Source organism: Pseudomonas sp. TE4620 (assembly GCF_056279045.1).
This window is the reverse complement of sequence record NZ_JBWBQO010000001.1, coordinates 3,488,784-3,505,899: the sequence shown is the minus strand read 5'-3', so window position 1 is coordinate 3,505,899 and position 17,116 is coordinate 3,488,784. Positions and strand designations below refer to the sequence as shown.

Genomic DNA, 17,116 nt, shown 5'->3' with positions numbered 1-17,116 from the left:
AAAAACCCGGCCTTGGCCGGGTTTTTTTATGCCTGGGGTTTTATCACTCAGACAGTGACATGCAAGCGTACATCAACGTTGCCACGGGTGGCATTGGAGTACGGGCAGACCTGGTGAGCGGCGTCGACCAGTGCTTGCGCCTCAGCCTGGTCCAGGCCCGGCAGGTTGATGTTCAGGTCGATATCCAGACCGAAGCCACCCGGAATCTGGCCGATGCCGACCTTGGCAGTGATCGAGCTGTCAGCAGGCAGGGCCTTTTTCTGCTGGCCAGCGACAAACTTCAGGGCGCCGATAAAGCATGCCGAATAGCCGGCGGCAAACAGCTGTTCGGGGTTGGTGCCGTCACCACCGGCGCCGCCCAGTTCCTTGGGGGTGCTCAGTTTGACTTCCAGCTTGCCGTCGCTGGAGCTCGATTTACCGTCGCGGCCACCGGTGGATGTGGCTTGGGCAATGTACAGCGGAGTGACTTTTTGCATGATGAGCCTCGCTTGTGAGTGGCGCCGCGGCGCTGAGTGGGTACGGAAATTAAATTAGCGCGCAATTATTTAGTGCGCAAGATAATTTTTCGGCTGACCTACGAACGGTCATCTACCAGCATAGCCCTCAGAGGCTTTTTTGCAGGTTGGCGCGCAGTTCCAGCAAGTCGGCCTGCAGCTTTTGCAGGCGTTGGAGGTTCTCGCCACTGGCGGCGAGGATGCAGTGCGGCACATCCTTGGCCCGGGCTTGCAAGGCGCGGCCCTGGTCGCTCAACTGCACCAGCACGACCCGTTCATCTTCACGGCTGCGGGTACGCTTGAGCAGGCCTTCGGCTTCCAGACGCTTGAGCAAGGGAGTGAGCGAGCCTGGATCGGTGAGCAGGCGCTGGCTTATCTCGCCGACGGTCAGGCCGTCCTGTTCCCACAGCACCAACATCGCCAGGTATTGTGGGTACGTCAGCCCAAGCTTGTGCAGCAGCGGCTTGTAGACCTTGGTCATCAGCAGCGAAGTCGAATGCAGAGCAAAGCACACCTGGTTATCCAGGCGCAGTTCGTCGCAGGGAGCGGGCGCTTTCGGGTCGGCGTTCATGCACATCCTTTCATGGGTTGAGTCCTTTAAATTTAGCACGCAAGTCATTAGCGCACTTACTGCCAGCGCAGCTCGCTTTGCAGCGCCAGGTCCCATGGCGGGATCGGGCTGAAGCGGCTCTTGAGGAATTCGAGCAGCAAACGGCTGCGAGAGTTCGTTTCATGTTCCAGGCGCAGGGCATAGATGCCGCTGCTTTCGGCGCTGGGCAATCCGTTGTCACAGAATAGCGGCAGCAATTCGCCGCGCAGCAGGTACTCGCTGATCAGCCAGGTGGGCAGGTGGGCGATGCCCAGGCCGGCGAGGGCGCCGAACAGCAGGGTTTCGGCATTGTTGGCACTCATGCGCATGCGCGTCGGGCGGTACAGGCGCATCTGCCCCTCGACCGCGAAGCGCCAGGCGAAGGGCGGGGCCAGGCCGTCCCAGTCCAGGCCATCGTGTTCAGGCAGTTCAGCCGGGCTGGCGGGAATGCCGCGCTGGGCCAGATAGCCGGGGCTGGCGCAGCCGATGCGCACCATATAAGCCAGCGGCGTGGCCACCAGGCGAGTGTCGGCCAGCGGGCCGGCGCGCAGTACCAGGTCGACTTCGCCCAGGTGCGCGCCGTGCAGGTCGACGAAGCTGTCGATCAGGCGCAGTTGTACGTCCAGGCCGGGATAGGCAACGAGGAAATCGGCGATGGCCGGGGCCAGGTGGCGGCGGCCGAAGGCGGCCGGGGCGTCGATGCGAATCAGGCCTTCCGGGGCATTGCTCAGCGACACAGCTTCAGCCCGGGCCAGGCGCAGTTCTTCGACAATTCGCCGGGCGCGCTCGGCAAAGGCATTGCCCGCCGGCGTCGGCCTTAGCGCATGGGTACTGCGCACGAACAGGCGGCTGCCGACTGCGCTTTCCAGGCTGTCGATACGCCGTGCCACCGCCGAAGGCGTCAACGGATGACGCCTGGCAGTAGCGGAGAAGCTGCCGGTTTCCAGCACATCGAGAAACAGGCTGAGTTGTTCGGTCAGGGCGTCGGGGTTCATGGCGGCAGATCTGCTTTTGCGTATATGGCACAGCCATTGTGCGTTGCTGTGCGTTTCCCCGCTAGCGCCAGCTCGGTAGCATGCAGCGCTTGGCACTTAAGAGAGACAGCAATGATCGAGTGGGTGATGTACATAGCGCTGGGCGCGGCACTGGGCACCGTGGGCGGGTTGTTCGGCATTGGCGGCGGGCTGATCGCGATTCCGGCGCTGGGGGTGCTGTTCGGCCTCGACCAGCAACTGGCCCAGGGCACGGCGTTGGTGATGGTGGTGCCCAACGTGCTGCTGGCACTGTGGCGGTATCACCAGCGCAATCGCATTGAGCTCAGGCATGCGCTGCCTCTTGCGGCGAGCAGCTTTGTGTTTGCCTGGCTGGGTTCGATCTGGGCGGTGGGCGTCGATGCCCAGGCGATGCGCTTTGGCTTCGTGCTGTTTCTGGTGGCGCTGGCGGCCTGGAACCTGGCGCGGATGTTCATGCGCACGGCGCAACCGTCCAGCGAGCTGCGTCAACCCTGGCCGTGGCTGGGTGTGCTGGGCAGCGGCGCCGGGGTGCTGGGCGGCTTGTTCGGGGTCGGCGGGGCGGTGGTGGCAACGCCGGTGCTGACCAGCGTGTTCGGCACCACCCAGGTGGTTGCCCAGGGTTTGTCGCTGGCGTTGGCGGCCCCGAGCACGGCCGTTACCTTGCTGACTTACGGCCTGCATCAACATGTGCAGTGGAGCATGGGCATCCCGCTGGCGGTCGGTGGCTTGCTGAGCATCAGTTGGGGTGTGAAACTGGCTCACGCCCTGCCGGAAAAAGTCCTGCGTTCGCTGTTCTGCGGTTTTCTGGTGCTGTGCGCGGTAATGCTCGCGTTCAAGATCTGAAGCCCTCGATGATGTAGTCGGCCAGGCAGTCTGTCATTTCCGACTGCGTGGTGCGATTGCGCAGCAGCATGATGCTGGCGGTGGGCAGTGGGGGCAGGCCTTCGGCCTCGCCGATGATCTGCAAGTCGCTGGTGATCAGGCTCTGCAATTGCGCGGTGACCGCCAGGCCGGCGCTGACCACGGCCATGATCGCCGCGGTGCTGGCGCTGGTGTAGGCGATCCGGTACTCCTTCTCGATGGCATCCAGGGCGTTGCAGGCCCAGGTCCGGCAGTAACAATCGCAGTTGAACATCGCCAGCGGCAGCGGGTTGTGCTCATGCGGGCAGAAGCCCTGGGCCTGTACCCACACCGCGCGCTCGCGGCGCAGCAACTGGCCGATTTCGTTGCCAGGCTCGCGAGTGACGATGGTCAGGTCCAGATCCTGGCGTTGCATCAGCTGCCGCGAACTTTCGCAGTGCACCTCGACCTGCACCAACGGATAGGCCTGGGCAAAACTTGAGAGGATGCCTGGCAAAAAGCGCATGGCGTAGTCGTCCGGGGTGCCGATGCGCACCACCCCGACCATGTGCGGCATGCGCAGGGTATTGAACACCTCGCCGTGCAACTTGAGGATCCGCCGGGCATAGCCCAGCAGCACCTGGCCCTCGGCGGTCAGGCGCACCTGGCGGCCATCGCGCTCGAACAACTGGCGCTGGATGATGTCCTCCTCCAGGCGTTTCATCTGCATGCTCACCGCCGACTGGGTACGGTTGACCACTTCGCCGGCACGGGTGAAGCCGCCGTGTTCGGCGATGGCGACAAAGGTGCGCAGTACGTCGGAATCGATACTCTGGTACTGGGACAAGGCATCAATCTCCTAGATGTATTACATAAGAAACATTCGTTGGATTGATCTTATGCCCGAGCTGACACTGTCGTCATCCCAACAGGAGGGTAAGACGATGAAAGGTCAGAAATCGCTTGTTCTGCAGTACTCAACGTCCCAGCACAGCTGGATCTACCAGCTCACCCAAGGGGCGGCCCAGCAACTGCTGCGTTGGCGCCAACTGCGCCGTGAGCGCCGCGAACTGGCGCGCCTGAGTGACGCGGCGCTGGACGATATCGGCTTGAGCCGCGCCGATATCCTGCGCGAGGTGGAGCGCCCGTTCTGGGATGATCCGCTGAAAAAATGAGTCGCATCATGGCGGTGCCACGACTAGTGTAAGTGGGCTTGTTCACAAGGAGCCGGGCATGCCCACCACACAGTCGCTTTCCCTGGCCCAGGCGCGCCGCCTGGCGTTGTCGGCTCAAGGCTTCAACAATCGGCAGGCGAGCCCGTCGCTCGGTGCCGCGCAACTGAACCGGATGATCGAACGCCTGGGTGTGGTGCAGATCGATTCGGTCAATGCCCTGGTGCGTTCGCACTACCTTCCGCTGTTTTCCCGCCTCGGCAGTTATCCACAGGCGCTGCTCGATCAGCTGGCCTGGGGGCGCAACCGTCAACGCAAACTCTTCGAATACTGGGGGCATGAGGCCTCGCTGTTGCCGCTGCAGCTGTATCCACTGCTGCGCTGGCGCATGGAGCGTGCGCGCCAGGGGCAGGGGATCTATCAACAGCTGGCGCGTTTTGGCCGCGAGCAGCAAGCGACCATTGCCCGGGTGCTGGCGGCGGTGGCCGAGCACGGCGCCCTCGGCGCTGGCAGCCTGTCGACCCGCCAGGAGCGCGCCGGGCCCTGGTGGGACTGGAGTGCGGAGAAGCACGCGCTGGAATGGCTGTTTGCCGCAGGGTTGGTCAATGTCGCCGGCAGGCGCGGGTTCGAGCGCCTGTATGATTTGCCCGAGCGGGTACTGCCGGCTGCATTGCTTGAGCAACCACCACTGCCGGAGGCCGACGCTCAGCGTGGGCTTTTATTGCATGCCGCACAGGCGCTGGGCGTGGCCACCGAGAAGGACCTGCGCGACTACTTTCGCCTGGCCCCCGGCGACAGCCGCGCACGCCTGGCCGAACTGGTCGAGGAGGGGCAATTGCAAGCCTGTGCGGTACAGGGCTGGACGCAAGCGGCGTATTGCCTGGAGGCGCCAAAGGTGCCGCGCAAAGTGAGCAGCAGCGCCTTGCTTTCACCCTTTGACTCGCTGGTCTGGGCCCGTGAGCGCACCGAGCGGCTGTTTGACTTTCGTTACCGCCTGGAGATCTACACGCCGGCGCCCAAGCGCGTGTACGGCTATTACGTGTTGCCGTTTTTGCACAACGAACGCATTGCCGCGCGGGTCGACCTGCGCGCCGAGCGTGCCAATGACTGCCTGGCAATCCACGCGGTGCACGAAGAGCAGCCGGGGCTGGATGACGCGGGCATGCAGGCCCTGGCCGACAACCTGCAGCGCATGGCCAGTTGGCTGGGCCTGGCCGAGGTGCAGTTGCACTGCCCGCGCGCCAGCGCCGCACGTTTGCGCGTGGCGCTGGTCGCTGGCCGCGTTAGCGACGCACCTGCTTGAGGGTTTCGGCGATCAGGAACGCCAGCTCCAGCGACTGATCGGCATTCATTCGCGGGTCGCAATGGGTGTGGTAGCGGTCGCAGAGGGCGTCTTCGGTGATGGGGCGTGCGCCGCCGATGCATTCGGTGACGTTCTGCCCGGTCATCTCGATATGAATGCCGCCGGCATGGCTGCCTTCGGCCTGGTGCACCTGGAAGAACTGCTTGACCTCGCTGAGGATCTGGGCGAAATCGCGGGTCTTGTAGCCGCTGCTGGCCTTGATGGTGTTGCCGTGCATCGGGTCGGAACTCCACAGCACCTGGCGGCCTTCGCGCTCGACGCTGCGAATCAGCGCCGGCAGGTGTTCGCCGACCTTGTCGGCGCCCATGCGCACGATCAGGTTGAGGCGGCCGGGGTCGTTGCTGGGGTTGAGCACGTCGATCAGGCGGATCAGCTCTTCGGTGTTCATGCTTGGCCCGACCTTGACCCCGATCGGGTTGTTCACCCCGCGCAGGAACTCGACGTGGGCGCCATCGAGCTGACGGGTGCGATCGCCGATCCAGAGCATGTGCGCCGAGCAGTCATAGTAGTCGTTGGTCAGGCTGTCGCGGCGTACAAAGGCCTCTTCGTAGTTCAGCAGCAGCGCTTCGTGGGCGGTGAAGAAGCTGGTTTCCCGCAGCTGTGGCGAGCTGTCCAGGCCGCAGGCGCGCATGAATGCCAGGGTTTCGTCGATGCGGTCGGCCAGCTGGCTGTATTTTTCTGCCAGCGCCGAGTTGGCGATGAAGTCCAGGTTCCACTTGTGCACCTGATGCAGGTCGGCAAAGCCGCCCTGGGCAAAGGCGCGCAGCAGGTTGAGGCTGGCGGTGGACTGGTGGTAGGCCTGCAGCAGGCGCTCCGGATCGGGGATCCGGCTTTCTTCGTCGAAACCGATGCCGTTGACGATGTCGCCACGGTAGGCCGGCAGGGTGACGCCGCCAATGGTCTCGTCGCCCGCCGAGCGCGGCTTGGCGAATTGCCCGGCCATGCGCCCGATCTTGACCACCGGGCAGCCGGCGGCGAAGGTCATGACAATGGCCATTTGCAACAGGACCTTGAAGGTGTCGCGAATCTTGGCTGCGGAAAACTCGGCGAAGCTTTCGGCGCAATCACCGCCCTGGAGCAGGAAGGCCCGGCCCTGGGTGACTTCGGCAAACTGGCGGCGCAGCTCCCGCGCTTCACCGGCGAACACCAGCGGCGGATAGCTGGCCAGGGTCTGCTCGACCTTGAGCAGATGGGCAGCATCGGGGTAGCTTGGTTGCTGCTGGATCGGCAGGGCGCGCCAGCTGTCAGGACTCCAGGGGTGGTTCATTGCGGGCTCGATCTGTTCGGAAAGGGGCTGTCTGCCATGTTAACAGGTGGCGCATGCCTTGTTGCACTGGCGCTATTGACAGACAATGGCGGTTTTTGCGCGATACGGCGGCGTCTGCCGGGAGACAGCATGACAGTGGAACGGGTAGAGCGACTGCTGGCCCAGGTGCAGGACCAGTACGGCACCATCAGCGTGCTGGAAGTCGACGACTATCGCTTTCTCGAATTTGGCGAGGCGATCGAGCAGAGTTGCGTGTTCACCGCCGACCCGAGCTGGCTGGAGTACGACTACACCCGTGCCATGCTGATCGGCGCGCTGGCTCACGCCGAGCCCGAGAGCGCGTTGTTCCTGGGGCTCGGTGCCGGCACCCTGACCCAGGCCTGCCTGAAGTTCCTGCCGCTGGAAGACGTCGAAGCCATCGAGTTGCGCCCGGATGTGCCGCGCCTGGCCATCGAGTACATGGGCCTGGATGACGACCCGCGTCTGTACATTCGTATCGGCGATGCCATGGAACTGCTGGAGACGGCCGAATCCGCCGACCTGATCTTCGTCGACCTCTACACCGACCACGGCCCGGGGGTCGCGCACCTGGCCTGGAGTTTTCTGGAAAACTGCCAGAAACGCCTGAACCCTGGTGGCTGGCTGGTGATCAACCAGTGGGCCAGCGACGACGGCAAGCCGTTGGGTGCGGCGCTGCTGCGCGGCCTTTATCATCGGCATTACTGGGAATTGCCGGTGAAGGAGGGCAATGTGATCCTCATGGTCCCGGCTGACCTCGACCAGCAGCTCGATCTGCCGGGCCTGACCGCGCGGGCCGAGGCGCTGGCGCCGCAACTGGGCTACTCGTTGCAACCGCTGATCGGTGCGATTCGCCCGGCGTCCTGAGGCGCGTCACTGTGTCACTGGCGGAAAATCGATTCAGCCGCCAGTGTCGTCCACTTTCCGGGCCCGCCGTTACGTGGCCTGGCGCTGGTGTGTTTCATGAAAAAAATCTCCCGTGAATGGCGAATTCAGGTATAGTACGCGCCGGTCTTTCACCGGACCTCGTTTAAGGTGTGCAATTTCCCGAAGCCAGCTTCGGCTGCGCGTCCGCACTGCGGACTCTCCTTGACGTTCCTTTTTTTCTTCAATCGTTTTCGCAAATCCCCGCCGACAAAGCTGCCAGGGTGACCTTCGGGTCTTACAAGGCATGTGCAGCTTTGGAGCATGGGTCTTTGCGGATGCACTTAGAGGCAGACCCATGACCCAGGAAACCGGCGGCTTCGCCGCTCTCGAACTTCATCCGAGCATTGTTGCTGCAGTGCTGGCTACCGGCTACGAAGAGCCGTCCGCCATTCAGCAGCAATCGATCCCGATTATTCTCGCTGGTCACGACATGATCGGTCAGGCGCAGACCGGCACCGGTAAAACCGCTGCCTTCGCTCTGCCAATCCTGCACCGCATCGACCCGAGCAAGCGCGAGCCGCAAGCCCTGATCCTGGCGCCAACCCGTGAGTTGGCGCTGCAAGTAGCCACCGCTTTTGAAACCTACGCCAAGCAAATGCCGGGCGTAACCGTGGTGGCCGTATACGGTGGCGCCCCGATGGGCCCACAACTGAAAGCTATCCGTAACGGCGCGCAAATCGTCGTTGCTACCCCGGGCCGTCTCTGCGACCACCTGCGTCGCGACGAGAAAGTCCTGGCAACCGTCAACCACCTGGTGCTCGACGAAGCCGACGAAATGCTCAAGCTGGGCTTCATGGATGACCTCGAAGTGATCTTCAAGGCCATGCCGGAAAGCCGTCAGACCGTACTGTTCTCGGCCACTCTGCCTGCATCCATCCGTGCCATCGCCGAGCGCCACCTGCGCGAGCCGAAGCACGTCAAGATCCAGAGCAAGACCCAGACCGTTACCGCTATCGAACAAGCCCACCTGATGGTCCACGCCGACCAGAAGGTTTCTGCTGTCCTGCGTTTGCTGGAAGTGGAAGAGTTCGACGCGCTGATCGCCTTCGTGCGTACCAAGCAAGCCACCCTGGACCTGGCCAGCGCCCTCGAAGCCAAAGGCTACAAAGCCGCTGCGCTGAACGGTGACATTGCCCAGAACCAGCGTGAGCGCGTCATCGACTCGCTCAAAGATGGCCGCCTGGACATCGTCGTCGCTACCGACGTCGCTGCCCGTGGTCTGGACGTACCGCGCATCACTCACGTGTTCAACGTCGACATGCCGTACGACCCGGAGTCCTACGTTCACCGTATCGGCCGTACCGGCCGTGCCGGTCGCGAAGGCCGTGCGCTGCTGCTGGTTACCCCGCGCGAGCGTCGCATGCTGCAGGTGATCGAGCGTGTTACCGGTCAGAAGGTTGCTGAAGTTCGCCTGCCGAACGCCCAGGCCGTTCTCGATGCGCGCATCAAGAAGCTGACCAACAGCCTGGCGCCGCTGGTTGCTGACGCCGAGTCGACCCACGGTGATCTGCTTGACCGCCTGACCGCCGACATCGGTTGCAGCCCGCGTGCCCTGGCCGCTGCCCTGCTGCGCAAGGCTACCAACGGTCAGGCCCTGACCCTTGAAGCGGTCGAGAAAGAGCAGCCGCTGGTTCCGACCTACACTCCGCGTGAGCGCACTGGCGATCGTCCAGAGCGTGGCGAGCGTGAGCGTCGTGCACCCATGCCGCTGGGCGAAGGTCGTGCGCGTTGCCGTACCGCGCTGGGCGCGCGTGACGGTATCGCCGCCAAGAACCTGCTGGGCGCGATCCTCAACGAAGGCGGCCTGGCCCGCGAAGCGATCGGCCGCATCCAGGTGCGCGACAGCTTCAGCCTGGTCGAGCTGCCGGAGGAAGGTCTGGAGCGTCTGCTGACCAAGCTCAAGGACACTCGTGTTGCCGGCAAGCAGCTGAAGCTGCGCCGCTACCGCGAAGACTGATCCGCGAGCGATAAAAAAATCCCCGACTGGTTCGGGGATTTTTTTTGCCTGTACGAGGTGATGTGTTGGCTTGACCCGCGATCGGTCGCAATCCAGCGACAGGATCAATCGAACCGGTAAATATCCATCCCCAGCGCCCCCAGCGTAAACCCCTGATGGGCAATCCCGAATCGCCCGCCCGCACCCCGGGCGAAATACAGCGGCAACAGGTGCTCATCACTGGGATGATTGCGCACGGCAAACGGCGCCTGCTGGCGGTAGTCGTGCAAGGCGGGGGTGTCATCGGCTACCAGCTTGTCGATTATCCAGTCGCGAAACGCCAGGGCCCAGGGCTCGACGCTTTCGGGTCCAGCCTGCCAGTCGAGCTCGCGCAGGTTGTGGGTAATGCTCCCCGAGCCAATCAGCAGGATGTTGTCCTCGCGCAATTGCGCCAGCGCCTTGCCCACCTGCTCCTGCAGCTGCGGGCCCATCTGACTTGGTAGAGACACCTGTACTACGGGGATGTCGGCTGCCGGGTACATCAACGACAGCGGCACCCACACGCCATGATCAAACGGGCGCTTGGGGTCGAGGCGCGCGGCTAGCCCGGCATCGCCCAACAGGCCGATCAAGCGCTCGGCCAGTGCCGGCTCGCCAGGAGCGGGGTACTGAACGGCATACAGGGCGGCAGGAAAGCCACCGAAGTCATGCCAGGTTTCTGGTTGCGGGTGGCTGCTGACCCACAGCTCGCGGCTCTCCCAGTGCGCCGAGACCACCACAATGGCTTTGGGCCGCGGTAGCTCTGCGGCCAGGCGCGTCAGGGCCGGGCCGCTGGCACCGGGCTCGAGGGCGAGCATGGGCGAGCCGTGAGAAATAAACAGGCTGGGCAGCATGGAGAGGGTCCTGGCGGTTAAGATGGGTCCATCTTCCGGCAGATCATTGATCTGATTCCAATATAAGTTTTCGCATAATCTGATCGAATAATTCGAGGTATGCCATGCAGGCAGAGTTCTGGCACAAGCGTTGGGCAGACAACCAGATCGGCTTTCATCAGCGCCAGGTCAACGGCGACCTGCAACAGTACTGGCCCAGCCTGGGCCTGGCGCCCGGCAGCAAGGTGCTGGTGCCGTTGTGTGGCAAAAGCCTCGACCTGGCCTGGCTGGCCGGGCAGGGCCATCAGGTGCTCGGCATCGAGCTGTCCCAGCGGGCGGTGGAGGATTTCTTCAACGAACAGCGGTTGACGCCCGAAGTCGGCCAGCGGGGCGCGTTCAAGACCTATCGCAGTGGCAACCTGCAGCTGTGGTGTGGTGATTTCTTCGCCCTGAGCGCCGAAGATGTTGCCGACTGCACCGCGCTGTATGACCGGGCCGCAGTGATTGCCTTGCCGCCTGCGTTGCGCCAGCGCTATGCCGCGCTGCTCAGTGGCTATCTGGGGTCCGGGTGTCGGGGGCTGTTGATCACCATGGATTACGACCAGGCCCTGCTGCCGGGCCCGCCCTTTGCGGTGGTTGATGCCCAGGTGCGGCAACTGTTCGCTGACTGGCAGCCGCATGAGCTTGAGGCGCGGGATATTCTCGCCGAGAGCCCGAAGTTCGTTCAGGCCGGGGTGCCGATGCTATTTGAGCGGGTGTACCGCCTGCAGCGCTGAAATGCAAAAGGGCGACCGAAGTCGCCCTTTTTTATTGCTGCTACCGATCAGCCGCGACGGCGCAGGGCTTCGATGCGCTCTTCCAGCGGCGGGTGGCTCATCAGCAGGCCGGCCAGGCCCTGCTTGAGGCCGCCGTTGATGCCGAAGGCGTTGAGGGTGTCGGGCATGTGCACCGGCACACCTTGTTCCGAGCGCAGGCGCTGCAGGGCGCCGATCATCGCGTTGGTGCCGGCCAGGCGGGCGCCGGCTTCGTCGGCGCGGAACTCGCGTTTGCGCGAGAACCACATGACGATGATGCTGGCCAGGATGCCCAGTACCAGTTCGGCGACGATGGTCGCGATGTAGTAGGCGATACCCTGGCCTTCTTCGTTCTTGAAGATCACCTTGTCGACGAAGTTGCCGATGATGCGGGCAAAGAACATCACGAAGGTGTTGACCACGCCTTGCACCAGGGCAAGGGTGACCATGTCGCCGTTGGCCACGTGGCCGATCTCGTGAGCCAGTACGGCGCGCACTTCATCGGGCGAGAAGCGCTCGAGCAGGCCCTGGCTGACCGCTACCAGGGCGTCGTTGCGGTTCCAGCCGGTGGCGAAGGCGTTGGCCTCGTAGGCCGGAAAGATACCCACTTCGGGCATCTTGATGCCGGCTTCGCGGGACAGTTCCTCGACGGTCTGCAGCAGCCATTGTTCGTGGCGGGTGCGCGGTTGGCTGATGATCTGGGTGCCGGTGCTCATCTTCGCCATCCACTTGGAGATGAACAGCGAGATCAGCGAGCCGGCAAAACCGAACACCGCGCAGAAAATCAGCAGCTGGTCGAGTTTGAGGTCAACCCCGTTGGCCGCCATGAACCCGTTGAAGCCAAACAGGCTCAGGGTAATGCTGGCAATCAGCACAACCGCGAGGTTGGTGGCCACAAACAGTAAGATGCGCATCATGGTTGTTACGTTCTCCTGACGGATAAAAGTGTCACGTATGCGGGGTATATAAGGTGCGCGCTGCAGTGATTCAACCGGGCGACTATTTCAAACTGTGTACTTGCCTTTATTACAGACGAATTCCAGCAACCCGCACGCCAGAGCGGCGGGTGATGTAAGGGCTGAATGCTGGGTCTGAAAGGTCTGCGCCGAGGGCGGCGCAGACGTTTCCATATGCGCAGTAGGTTACTGCTGATATGTCTTCAGGAAGTTTCCGATGCGGCCAATGGCCTGCTCGAGGTCGTCGACCCGTGGCAGGGTCACGACGCGGAAGTGATCCGGCCACGGCCAGTTGAAGGCAGTGCCCTGGACGATCAGCAGCTTTTCCGACAGCAGCAGGTCGAGGACGAACTTCTCGTCGTTGTGGATCGGGCAGACTTTCGGGTCGATGCGCGGGAACGCATACAGCGCGCCCATCGGCTTGACGCAGCTGACCCCGGGGATGCTGTTGAGCAGCTCCCAGGTGCGGTTGCGCTGCTCAAGCAGGCGGCCTTGTGGCAGTACCAGGTCGTTGATGCTCTGGTAGCCGCCCAGGGCGGTCTGGATCGCGTGCTGGCTCGGCACGTTGGCACACAGGCGCATGTTGGCCAGCATGTCGATGCCTTCGATGTAGCTCATGGCGTGATGCTTGGGCCCGGAGATGGCCAGCCAGCCGGAGCGGAAGCCCGCCACCCGGTAGGACTTGGACAGGCCGTTGAAGGTCAGGCAGAGCAGGTCCGGGGCCAGCGAGGCGGTGCTGATGTGCACGGCTTCGTCGTAGAGGATCTTGTCGTAGATCTCGTCGGAGAACACCACCAGGTTGTGCTGGCGGGCCAGTTCGAGCATGCCCAGCAGCAGTTCGCGCGAGTACACCGCGCCGGTCGGGTTGTTCGGGTTGATGATCACCAGGGCCTTGGTGTTGGAGGTGATCTTGGCCTTGATGTCGTCCAGGTCCGGGAACCAGTCGGCCTGCTCGTCGCACAGGTAGTGCACCGGGTTACCGCCAGCCAGGCTCACCGCGGCGGTCCACAGCGGGTAGTCCGGGGCCGGGATCAGCACTTCGTCGCCATTGTTGAGCAGCGCCTGCATCGACATCACGATCAGCTCGGAGACGCCGTTGCCCAGGTAGATGTCTTCGATACCGACACCTTCGACCTGTTTTTGCTGGTAGTACTGCATCACCGCCTTGCGCGCGCTGAACAGGCCCTTGGAGTCGCTGTAACCCTGGGCGGTCGGCAGGTTGCGGATCACATCCTGGAGGATCTCGTCCGGCGCCTCGAAACCAAAGGGCGCCGGGTTGCCGATGTTCAGCTTGAGGATGCGATGGCCTTCCTCTTCCAGGCGTTTGGCGTGCTTGAGCACCGGGCCGCGAATGTCATAGCAGACATTGGCGAGCTTGTTCGATTTGCTGACCTGCATGATGTGATCCCGATTAGAAAAGATCGCCGCGCATTGCGCTGTGAAAACGTTTGAAATGCGTATGACGCGGGTGCCAGACTGATGTCTGATGAGGCGCAATAATATACGTGCCGCCCGCCCTGTGGAAAAGCCATGGCGCGGGGTTTTTGGACAGATGAGGCCTGATGATGGAAAAACTCGCGAAAACCCTTGAAGAATGGCGCGCCATGCTCGACCCCGAGCAGTACAACGTGTGCCGCCTGAAGGGCACCGAGCGGCCGTTCAGCGGCAAATACAACGGCACCAAGACCGACGGCGTCTACCATTGCATCTGCTGCAACGAGCCGCTGTTCGATTCGAGCAGCAAATTTGATTCCGGGTGCGGCTGGCCTAGCTTCTATGAGCCGATTGCCGACAGCGCGATGATCGAAATTCGCGATACCTCCCACGGCATGATTCGTACCGAAGTCACCTGCGCCAAGTGCGACGCCCACCTGGGCCACGTATTTCCCGACGGTCCGCCGCCGACCGGGCTACGCTACTGCATCAACTCGGTCTGCCTGGACCTGGTGCCACGCTGACAAAGGAGCAAGGTCATGGCCGACGCAATGCTGAAGATTCCCTGCATTACCCTGACCGGTGAGCAAAAAGCCCTGGCCGATTACCCGGCCAAGGCAGTGCTGGTGGTCAACACCGCCAGCCAGTGCGGATTTACCCCGCAATACAAGGGCCTGGAGCAGCTCTGGCAACGTTACCGCGAGCAGGGGCTGGTGGTGCTGGGCTTTCCCTGCAACCAGTTCGGCAAGCAGGAGCCGGGCGATGCGAGCGAGATTGCGCAGTTCTGCGAGCTCAAGTTTGGGGTCAGCTTCCCGTTGTTTCGCAAAATCGAAGTCAACGGCGCCGGAGCCCATCCGCTGTTTATCGAGCTGAAAAAGCGCGCCCCAGGGCTGTTCGGCTCCGAAGGCATCAAGTGGAACTTCACCAAGTTCCTGCTCGATCCGGCCACCGGCAAGGTCACCCGCTATGCTCCGAGCACCAAGCCGGACGCCTTGGCCGGTTCGATCGAGAAACTGCTCAGGTAGCCGTCAACGGCACCCAGTGATCGATCAGCGCCAGCAATTCCTCGCGGCGAAACGGCTTGGCCAGGTAGTCGCTCATCCCTGCGGCCCGGCAGCGCTCGCGCTCTTCGGGCATGGCGTTGGCGGTCAGGGCGACGATCGGCAGGTCTGGCCAGCGCCCGCTCTGGCGGATCCGCCGACTGGCTTCATAGCCGTCCATCACCGGCATGTTGCAGTCCATCAGCACCAGGTCGAAGGGTGACTGCTCCAGCTGTTCGAGGGCGTCGGCGCCATGGGCGGCGACGCTGACCTCACAGCCGAGCTTGGCCAGCATACCCTTGGCCACCAACTGGTTCACCGGGTTGTCCTCGACCAGCAGGATGCGTGCACGGCGTTCGCTGTGCGAGGCGCCGCCAAGTGGTGACTGGTTGATGTGGTCGGCGCCGTGCAGGGTGCGCCGCAGTGTCTGATACAGGGCGTTGCGGGCCAGCGGTCGGGCCTGCTGCTGCAAGGGCGCCAGGTGCGCGGCCTGTTCGCCGGGCAGGAAATTGCCATAGGCGGTAACCAGCAGGATTGGCGCACTGATCTGCGGACGCAAACTGAACAGGCAATCCAGGTCGTCGGTGATCAGCAGGTCCGGGGTCGCGTCCTTGAGTTGCTCTGGCGTGTCGTAGCGCTGGTAGTCCAGGCCCCAGCCGGGCAGCAGTGTCTGCAGCAGTTCGGCCAGGCCGCTGCTGGCATTGCTGATGGCCGCAACGCTGCCATGCAAAGGTTGCGCGGGCACCGCCGCGGTATGGCTGGGCAATGGCAGCTCGGCGCTGAACTGGCTGCCGAAGCCGGCTTCAGAACTGATGCTCAGGCGCCCTTGCATGGCTTCGCAGAGGTTATTGGTCAGCGCCAGGCCCAGGCCGGTACCGCCGTATTGGCGGGTGATACCGGCGCCGGCCTGGGTGAAGGGCTGAAAGATCCGTACCTGGGCTTCGCTGGGGATGCCGATGCCGGTGTCGCAGACATCCAGGCGAACGCCGCCGGCGTAGCTGCAAAGGCGCACATCGACACGACCAAAGCGAGTGAACTTCAAGGCGTTGGACAGCAGGTTGCTGACAATCTGCCGTACCCGTGTCGGGTCGCCGAGCACCATCGAGGGAAACTGCGGGTCGATCAGGCAGGTCAGCTCGACACTGGGCGCGGCGTTCTGCGACAGCAGGTTGGCGGTGTCTTCGACCAGCGCGCCGAGGTCGAAGGGAATGCGTTCAAGCTCCAGTTGCCCGGCATCGAACTTGGACAGGTCGAGAATATCGTTGAGCAGCTCGACCAGAACCTTGCCCGAGTCGTGGGCAATCGACAGCTGCTGGCGCTGCTCGGCATTGAGCGGGCTGTCCAGTGACAGCGCGATCATCCCCAGCAGGCCATTGAGCGGGGTGCGAATCTCGTGGCTCATGTTGGCCAGAAAGGCCGCGCGTGCCTGGGCCATGTCCAGGGCGCGGCGCCGGGCGTCTTCGAGTTCTTCGTTGGACTGGCTGAGGCGAGTGTTGCTGGCCTTGAGCTCGTTGGTGCGCGCCGAGACGATGTTCTCCAGCTCGTTGAGGTAGTCGGTCAGGCGGTTTTCGGCGTTGCGCCGCTGCTGGATCTCGGTGGCCATGCTGACGAACTGCTGGTTGGCGACCTTGACCAGCACGCCGATTTCGTCCTGCTCGTGGCCGGGTGGAAACGACAGTTTGGACTGCGCCGGGTTGCGCGAATCACTGTTGCTCAGGGCGCTGATCACCCGCACCAGCGGCTGGGTCAGCATGATGTAGAACAGGCCGAGAAGAATCCCGGTCAGGACCAGGCTGCGCACAAAGCCATTGAGCAGGGTGACTTCGGCGCGCTTGAGAAAGCGGCTGCCAAAGGCAAAGGTATCGACGTCCAGGTACAGGGTGCCGAGGTATTCGTCGGGCATATGGCTGAGAAACAGCTGGTCGCGAAACTGGCGCGATTCGCCGAAGAGGAAATCGCTGATCAGCCGGTAGCTGCTTTCCTGGCGTGGGCGCTGAACATCGGCGAGGACGGTGTCGTTGTTGTCGATCAGCCAGGCGCGGGTGATCGCCGGCGATTGCAGCAGGCCGCGGGTCAGTTCCTGGGCCAGTTCGGCATCGATGTTATAGGCGATGCGCGAAGCCGGGTTATGGCTGATTTGCAGCAGCGCCTGCATCTCGCGGTTGATGGAGGCGTCTTCACTGGCATAATCGATACCGATCTGGATGAGACTGAGCAATGTACCCAGGATGAAGCCGACCAGGACCGTCAGCCGGGCTTGCTTGTAGGACAGGCGATTGGTGAACTTGATATCCATGAGTCCCGAGCCAGTTTCACGTTCCGTGCGCTGCGCAAGCATAGCCGATCAGTCCCGGCTGCTGGCACGCCCTGTCACACATTCAGCTGTGCTTTTGTCCTTGCA

The 17,116-nt window shown here is 63.0% G+C and carries 17 protein-coding genes; 8 read left to right on the top strand and 9 right to left on the bottom strand.

Annotated elements, in window-relative coordinates; all coding sequences use genetic code 11:
* Positions 1 to 47: 47 nt before the first annotated feature.
* The 3 genes from ACZ9A3_RS16175 to ACZ9A3_RS16165 all read right to left on the bottom strand — a co-directional run bounded on the left by ACZ9A3_RS16175 (position 48) and on the right by ACZ9A3_RS16165 (position 2,078).
* Positions 48 to 476 (bottom strand): organic hydroperoxide resistance protein, encoded by a 429-nt coding sequence (locus ACZ9A3_RS16175; RefSeq protein WP_045195238.1) that lies wholly within the window; start codon positions 474 to 476, stop codon positions 48 to 50.
* A gap of 127 nt (positions 477 to 603) precedes the next feature.
* Positions 604 to 1,065, bottom strand: a complete 462-nt coding sequence (locus tag ACZ9A3_RS16170; RefSeq protein WP_093380528.1) for a MarR family winged helix-turn-helix transcriptional regulator — start codon at positions 1,063 to 1,065, stop codon at positions 604 to 606.
* Between the two features lie 56 nt (positions 1,066 to 1,121).
* Positions 1,122 to 2,078, bottom strand: a complete 957-nt coding sequence (locus ACZ9A3_RS16165; RefSeq protein WP_476252911.1) for a LysR family transcriptional regulator — start codon at positions 2,076 to 2,078, stop codon at positions 1,122 to 1,124.
* Positions 2,079 to 2,189: 111 nt separating this feature from the next.
* On the opposite strand from ACZ9A3_RS16165, the gene ACZ9A3_RS16160 reads away from it, so the two are divergent.
* Positions 2,190 to 2,939, top strand: a complete 750-nt coding sequence (locus tag ACZ9A3_RS16160; protein ID WP_093380533.1) for a sulfite exporter TauE/SafE family protein — start codon at positions 2,190 to 2,192, stop codon at positions 2,937 to 2,939.
* Here ACZ9A3_RS16160 and ACZ9A3_RS16155 read toward each other — a convergent pair.
* Positions 2,929 to 3,783: a LysR family transcriptional regulator gene (locus ACZ9A3_RS16155; protein ID WP_093380535.1), complete on the bottom strand. Its 855-nt coding sequence runs from the start codon at positions 3,781 to 3,783 to the stop codon at positions 2,929 to 2,931. The two genes, ACZ9A3_RS16160 and ACZ9A3_RS16155, sit on opposite strands and share 11 nt — an antisense overlap.
* A gap of 97 nt (positions 3,784 to 3,880) precedes the next feature.
* On the opposite strand from ACZ9A3_RS16155, the gene ACZ9A3_RS16150 reads away from it, so the two are divergent.
* Positions 3,881 to 4,111 (top strand): DUF1127 domain-containing protein, encoded by a 231-nt coding sequence (locus ACZ9A3_RS16150; protein WP_123567225.1) that lies wholly within the window; start codon positions 3,881 to 3,883, stop codon positions 4,109 to 4,111.
* A 58-nt stretch (positions 4,112 to 4,169) separates the two neighbouring features.
* Positions 4,170 to 5,411 (top strand): winged helix-turn-helix domain-containing protein, encoded by a 1,242-nt coding sequence (locus ACZ9A3_RS16145; RefSeq protein ID WP_476252910.1) that lies wholly within the window; start codon positions 4,170 to 4,172, stop codon positions 5,409 to 5,411.
* Here ACZ9A3_RS16145 and ACZ9A3_RS16140 read toward each other — a convergent pair.
* The gene (locus ACZ9A3_RS16140; RefSeq protein ID WP_093380541.1) at positions 5,392 to 6,738 is read right to left on the bottom strand and encodes a class II 3-deoxy-7-phosphoheptulonate synthase; all 1,347 of its coding nucleotides are present in this window, start codon (positions 6,736 to 6,738) and stop codon (positions 5,392 to 5,394) included. The genes ACZ9A3_RS16145 and ACZ9A3_RS16140 overlap by 20 nt on opposite strands.
* A 129-nt stretch (positions 6,739 to 6,867) precedes the next feature.
* On the opposite strand from ACZ9A3_RS16140, the gene ACZ9A3_RS16135 reads away from it, so the two are divergent.
* Positions 6,868 to 7,623 carry a spermidine synthase gene (locus ACZ9A3_RS16135; RefSeq protein WP_045195222.1) on the top strand — a complete coding sequence of 252 codons (756 nt, stop codon included), beginning with the start codon at positions 6,868 to 6,870 and terminating at the stop codon, positions 7,621 to 7,623.
* A 355-nt stretch (positions 7,624 to 7,978) separates the two neighbouring features.
* A complete protein-coding gene (locus ACZ9A3_RS16130; RefSeq protein WP_036996503.1) occupies positions 7,979 to 9,640 on the top strand; it encodes a DEAD/DEAH box helicase in 1,662 nt (553 codons plus the stop codon).
* Positions 9,641 to 9,744: 104 nt separating this feature from the next.
* Here the strand turns inward: ACZ9A3_RS16130 and ACZ9A3_RS16125 are convergent, their stop codons facing one another.
* A complete protein-coding gene (locus tag ACZ9A3_RS16125) occupies positions 9,745 to 10,512 on the bottom strand; it encodes a DODA-type extradiol aromatic ring-opening family dioxygenase (protein ID WP_093380543.1) in 768 nt (255 codons plus the stop codon).
* Between the two features lie 104 nt (positions 10,513 to 10,616).
* On the opposite strand from ACZ9A3_RS16125, the gene ACZ9A3_RS16120 reads away from it, so the two are divergent.
* Positions 10,617 to 11,267: a thiopurine S-methyltransferase gene (locus tag ACZ9A3_RS16120; protein WP_476252909.1), complete on the top strand. Its 651-nt coding sequence runs from the start codon at positions 10,617 to 10,619 to the stop codon at positions 11,265 to 11,267.
* Positions 11,268 to 11,314: 47 nt separating this feature from the next.
* Here the strand turns inward: ACZ9A3_RS16120 and htpX are convergent, their stop codons facing one another.
* Both htpX and ACZ9A3_RS16110 read right to left on the bottom strand, forming a co-directional pair.
* Complete coding sequence (htpX, locus tag ACZ9A3_RS16115; protein WP_045195215.1) at positions 11,315 to 12,202, bottom strand: protease HtpX; 888 nt, start codon at positions 12,200 to 12,202, stop codon at positions 11,315 to 11,317.
* A 225-nt stretch (positions 12,203 to 12,427) separates the two neighbouring features.
* On the bottom strand, positions 12,428 to 13,639 hold the full coding sequence (locus tag ACZ9A3_RS16110; protein WP_123567230.1) for a pyridoxal phosphate-dependent aminotransferase: 1,212 nt from the start codon (positions 13,637 to 13,639) through the stop codon (positions 12,428 to 12,430).
* Between the two features lie 167 nt (positions 13,640 to 13,806).
* On the opposite strand from ACZ9A3_RS16110, the gene msrB reads away from it, so the two are divergent.
* Both msrB and ACZ9A3_RS16100 read left to right on the top strand, forming a co-directional pair.
* A complete protein-coding gene (gene msrB / locus ACZ9A3_RS16105) occupies positions 13,807 to 14,199 on the top strand; it encodes a peptide-methionine (R)-S-oxide reductase MsrB (RefSeq protein ID WP_045195211.1) in 393 nt (130 codons plus the stop codon).
* A 15-nt stretch (positions 14,200 to 14,214) separates the two neighbouring features.
* Complete coding sequence (locus tag ACZ9A3_RS16100; protein ID WP_045195209.1) at positions 14,215 to 14,700, top strand: glutathione peroxidase; 486 nt, start codon at positions 14,215 to 14,217, stop codon at positions 14,698 to 14,700.
* Here ACZ9A3_RS16100 and ACZ9A3_RS16095 read toward each other — a convergent pair.
* Complete coding sequence (locus ACZ9A3_RS16095) at positions 14,693 to 17,053, bottom strand: response regulator (RefSeq protein WP_093380552.1); 2,361 nt, start codon at positions 17,051 to 17,053, stop codon at positions 14,693 to 14,695. The genes ACZ9A3_RS16100 and ACZ9A3_RS16095 overlap by 8 nt on opposite strands.
* Between the last annotated feature and the right edge of the window lie 63 nt (positions 17,054 to 17,116).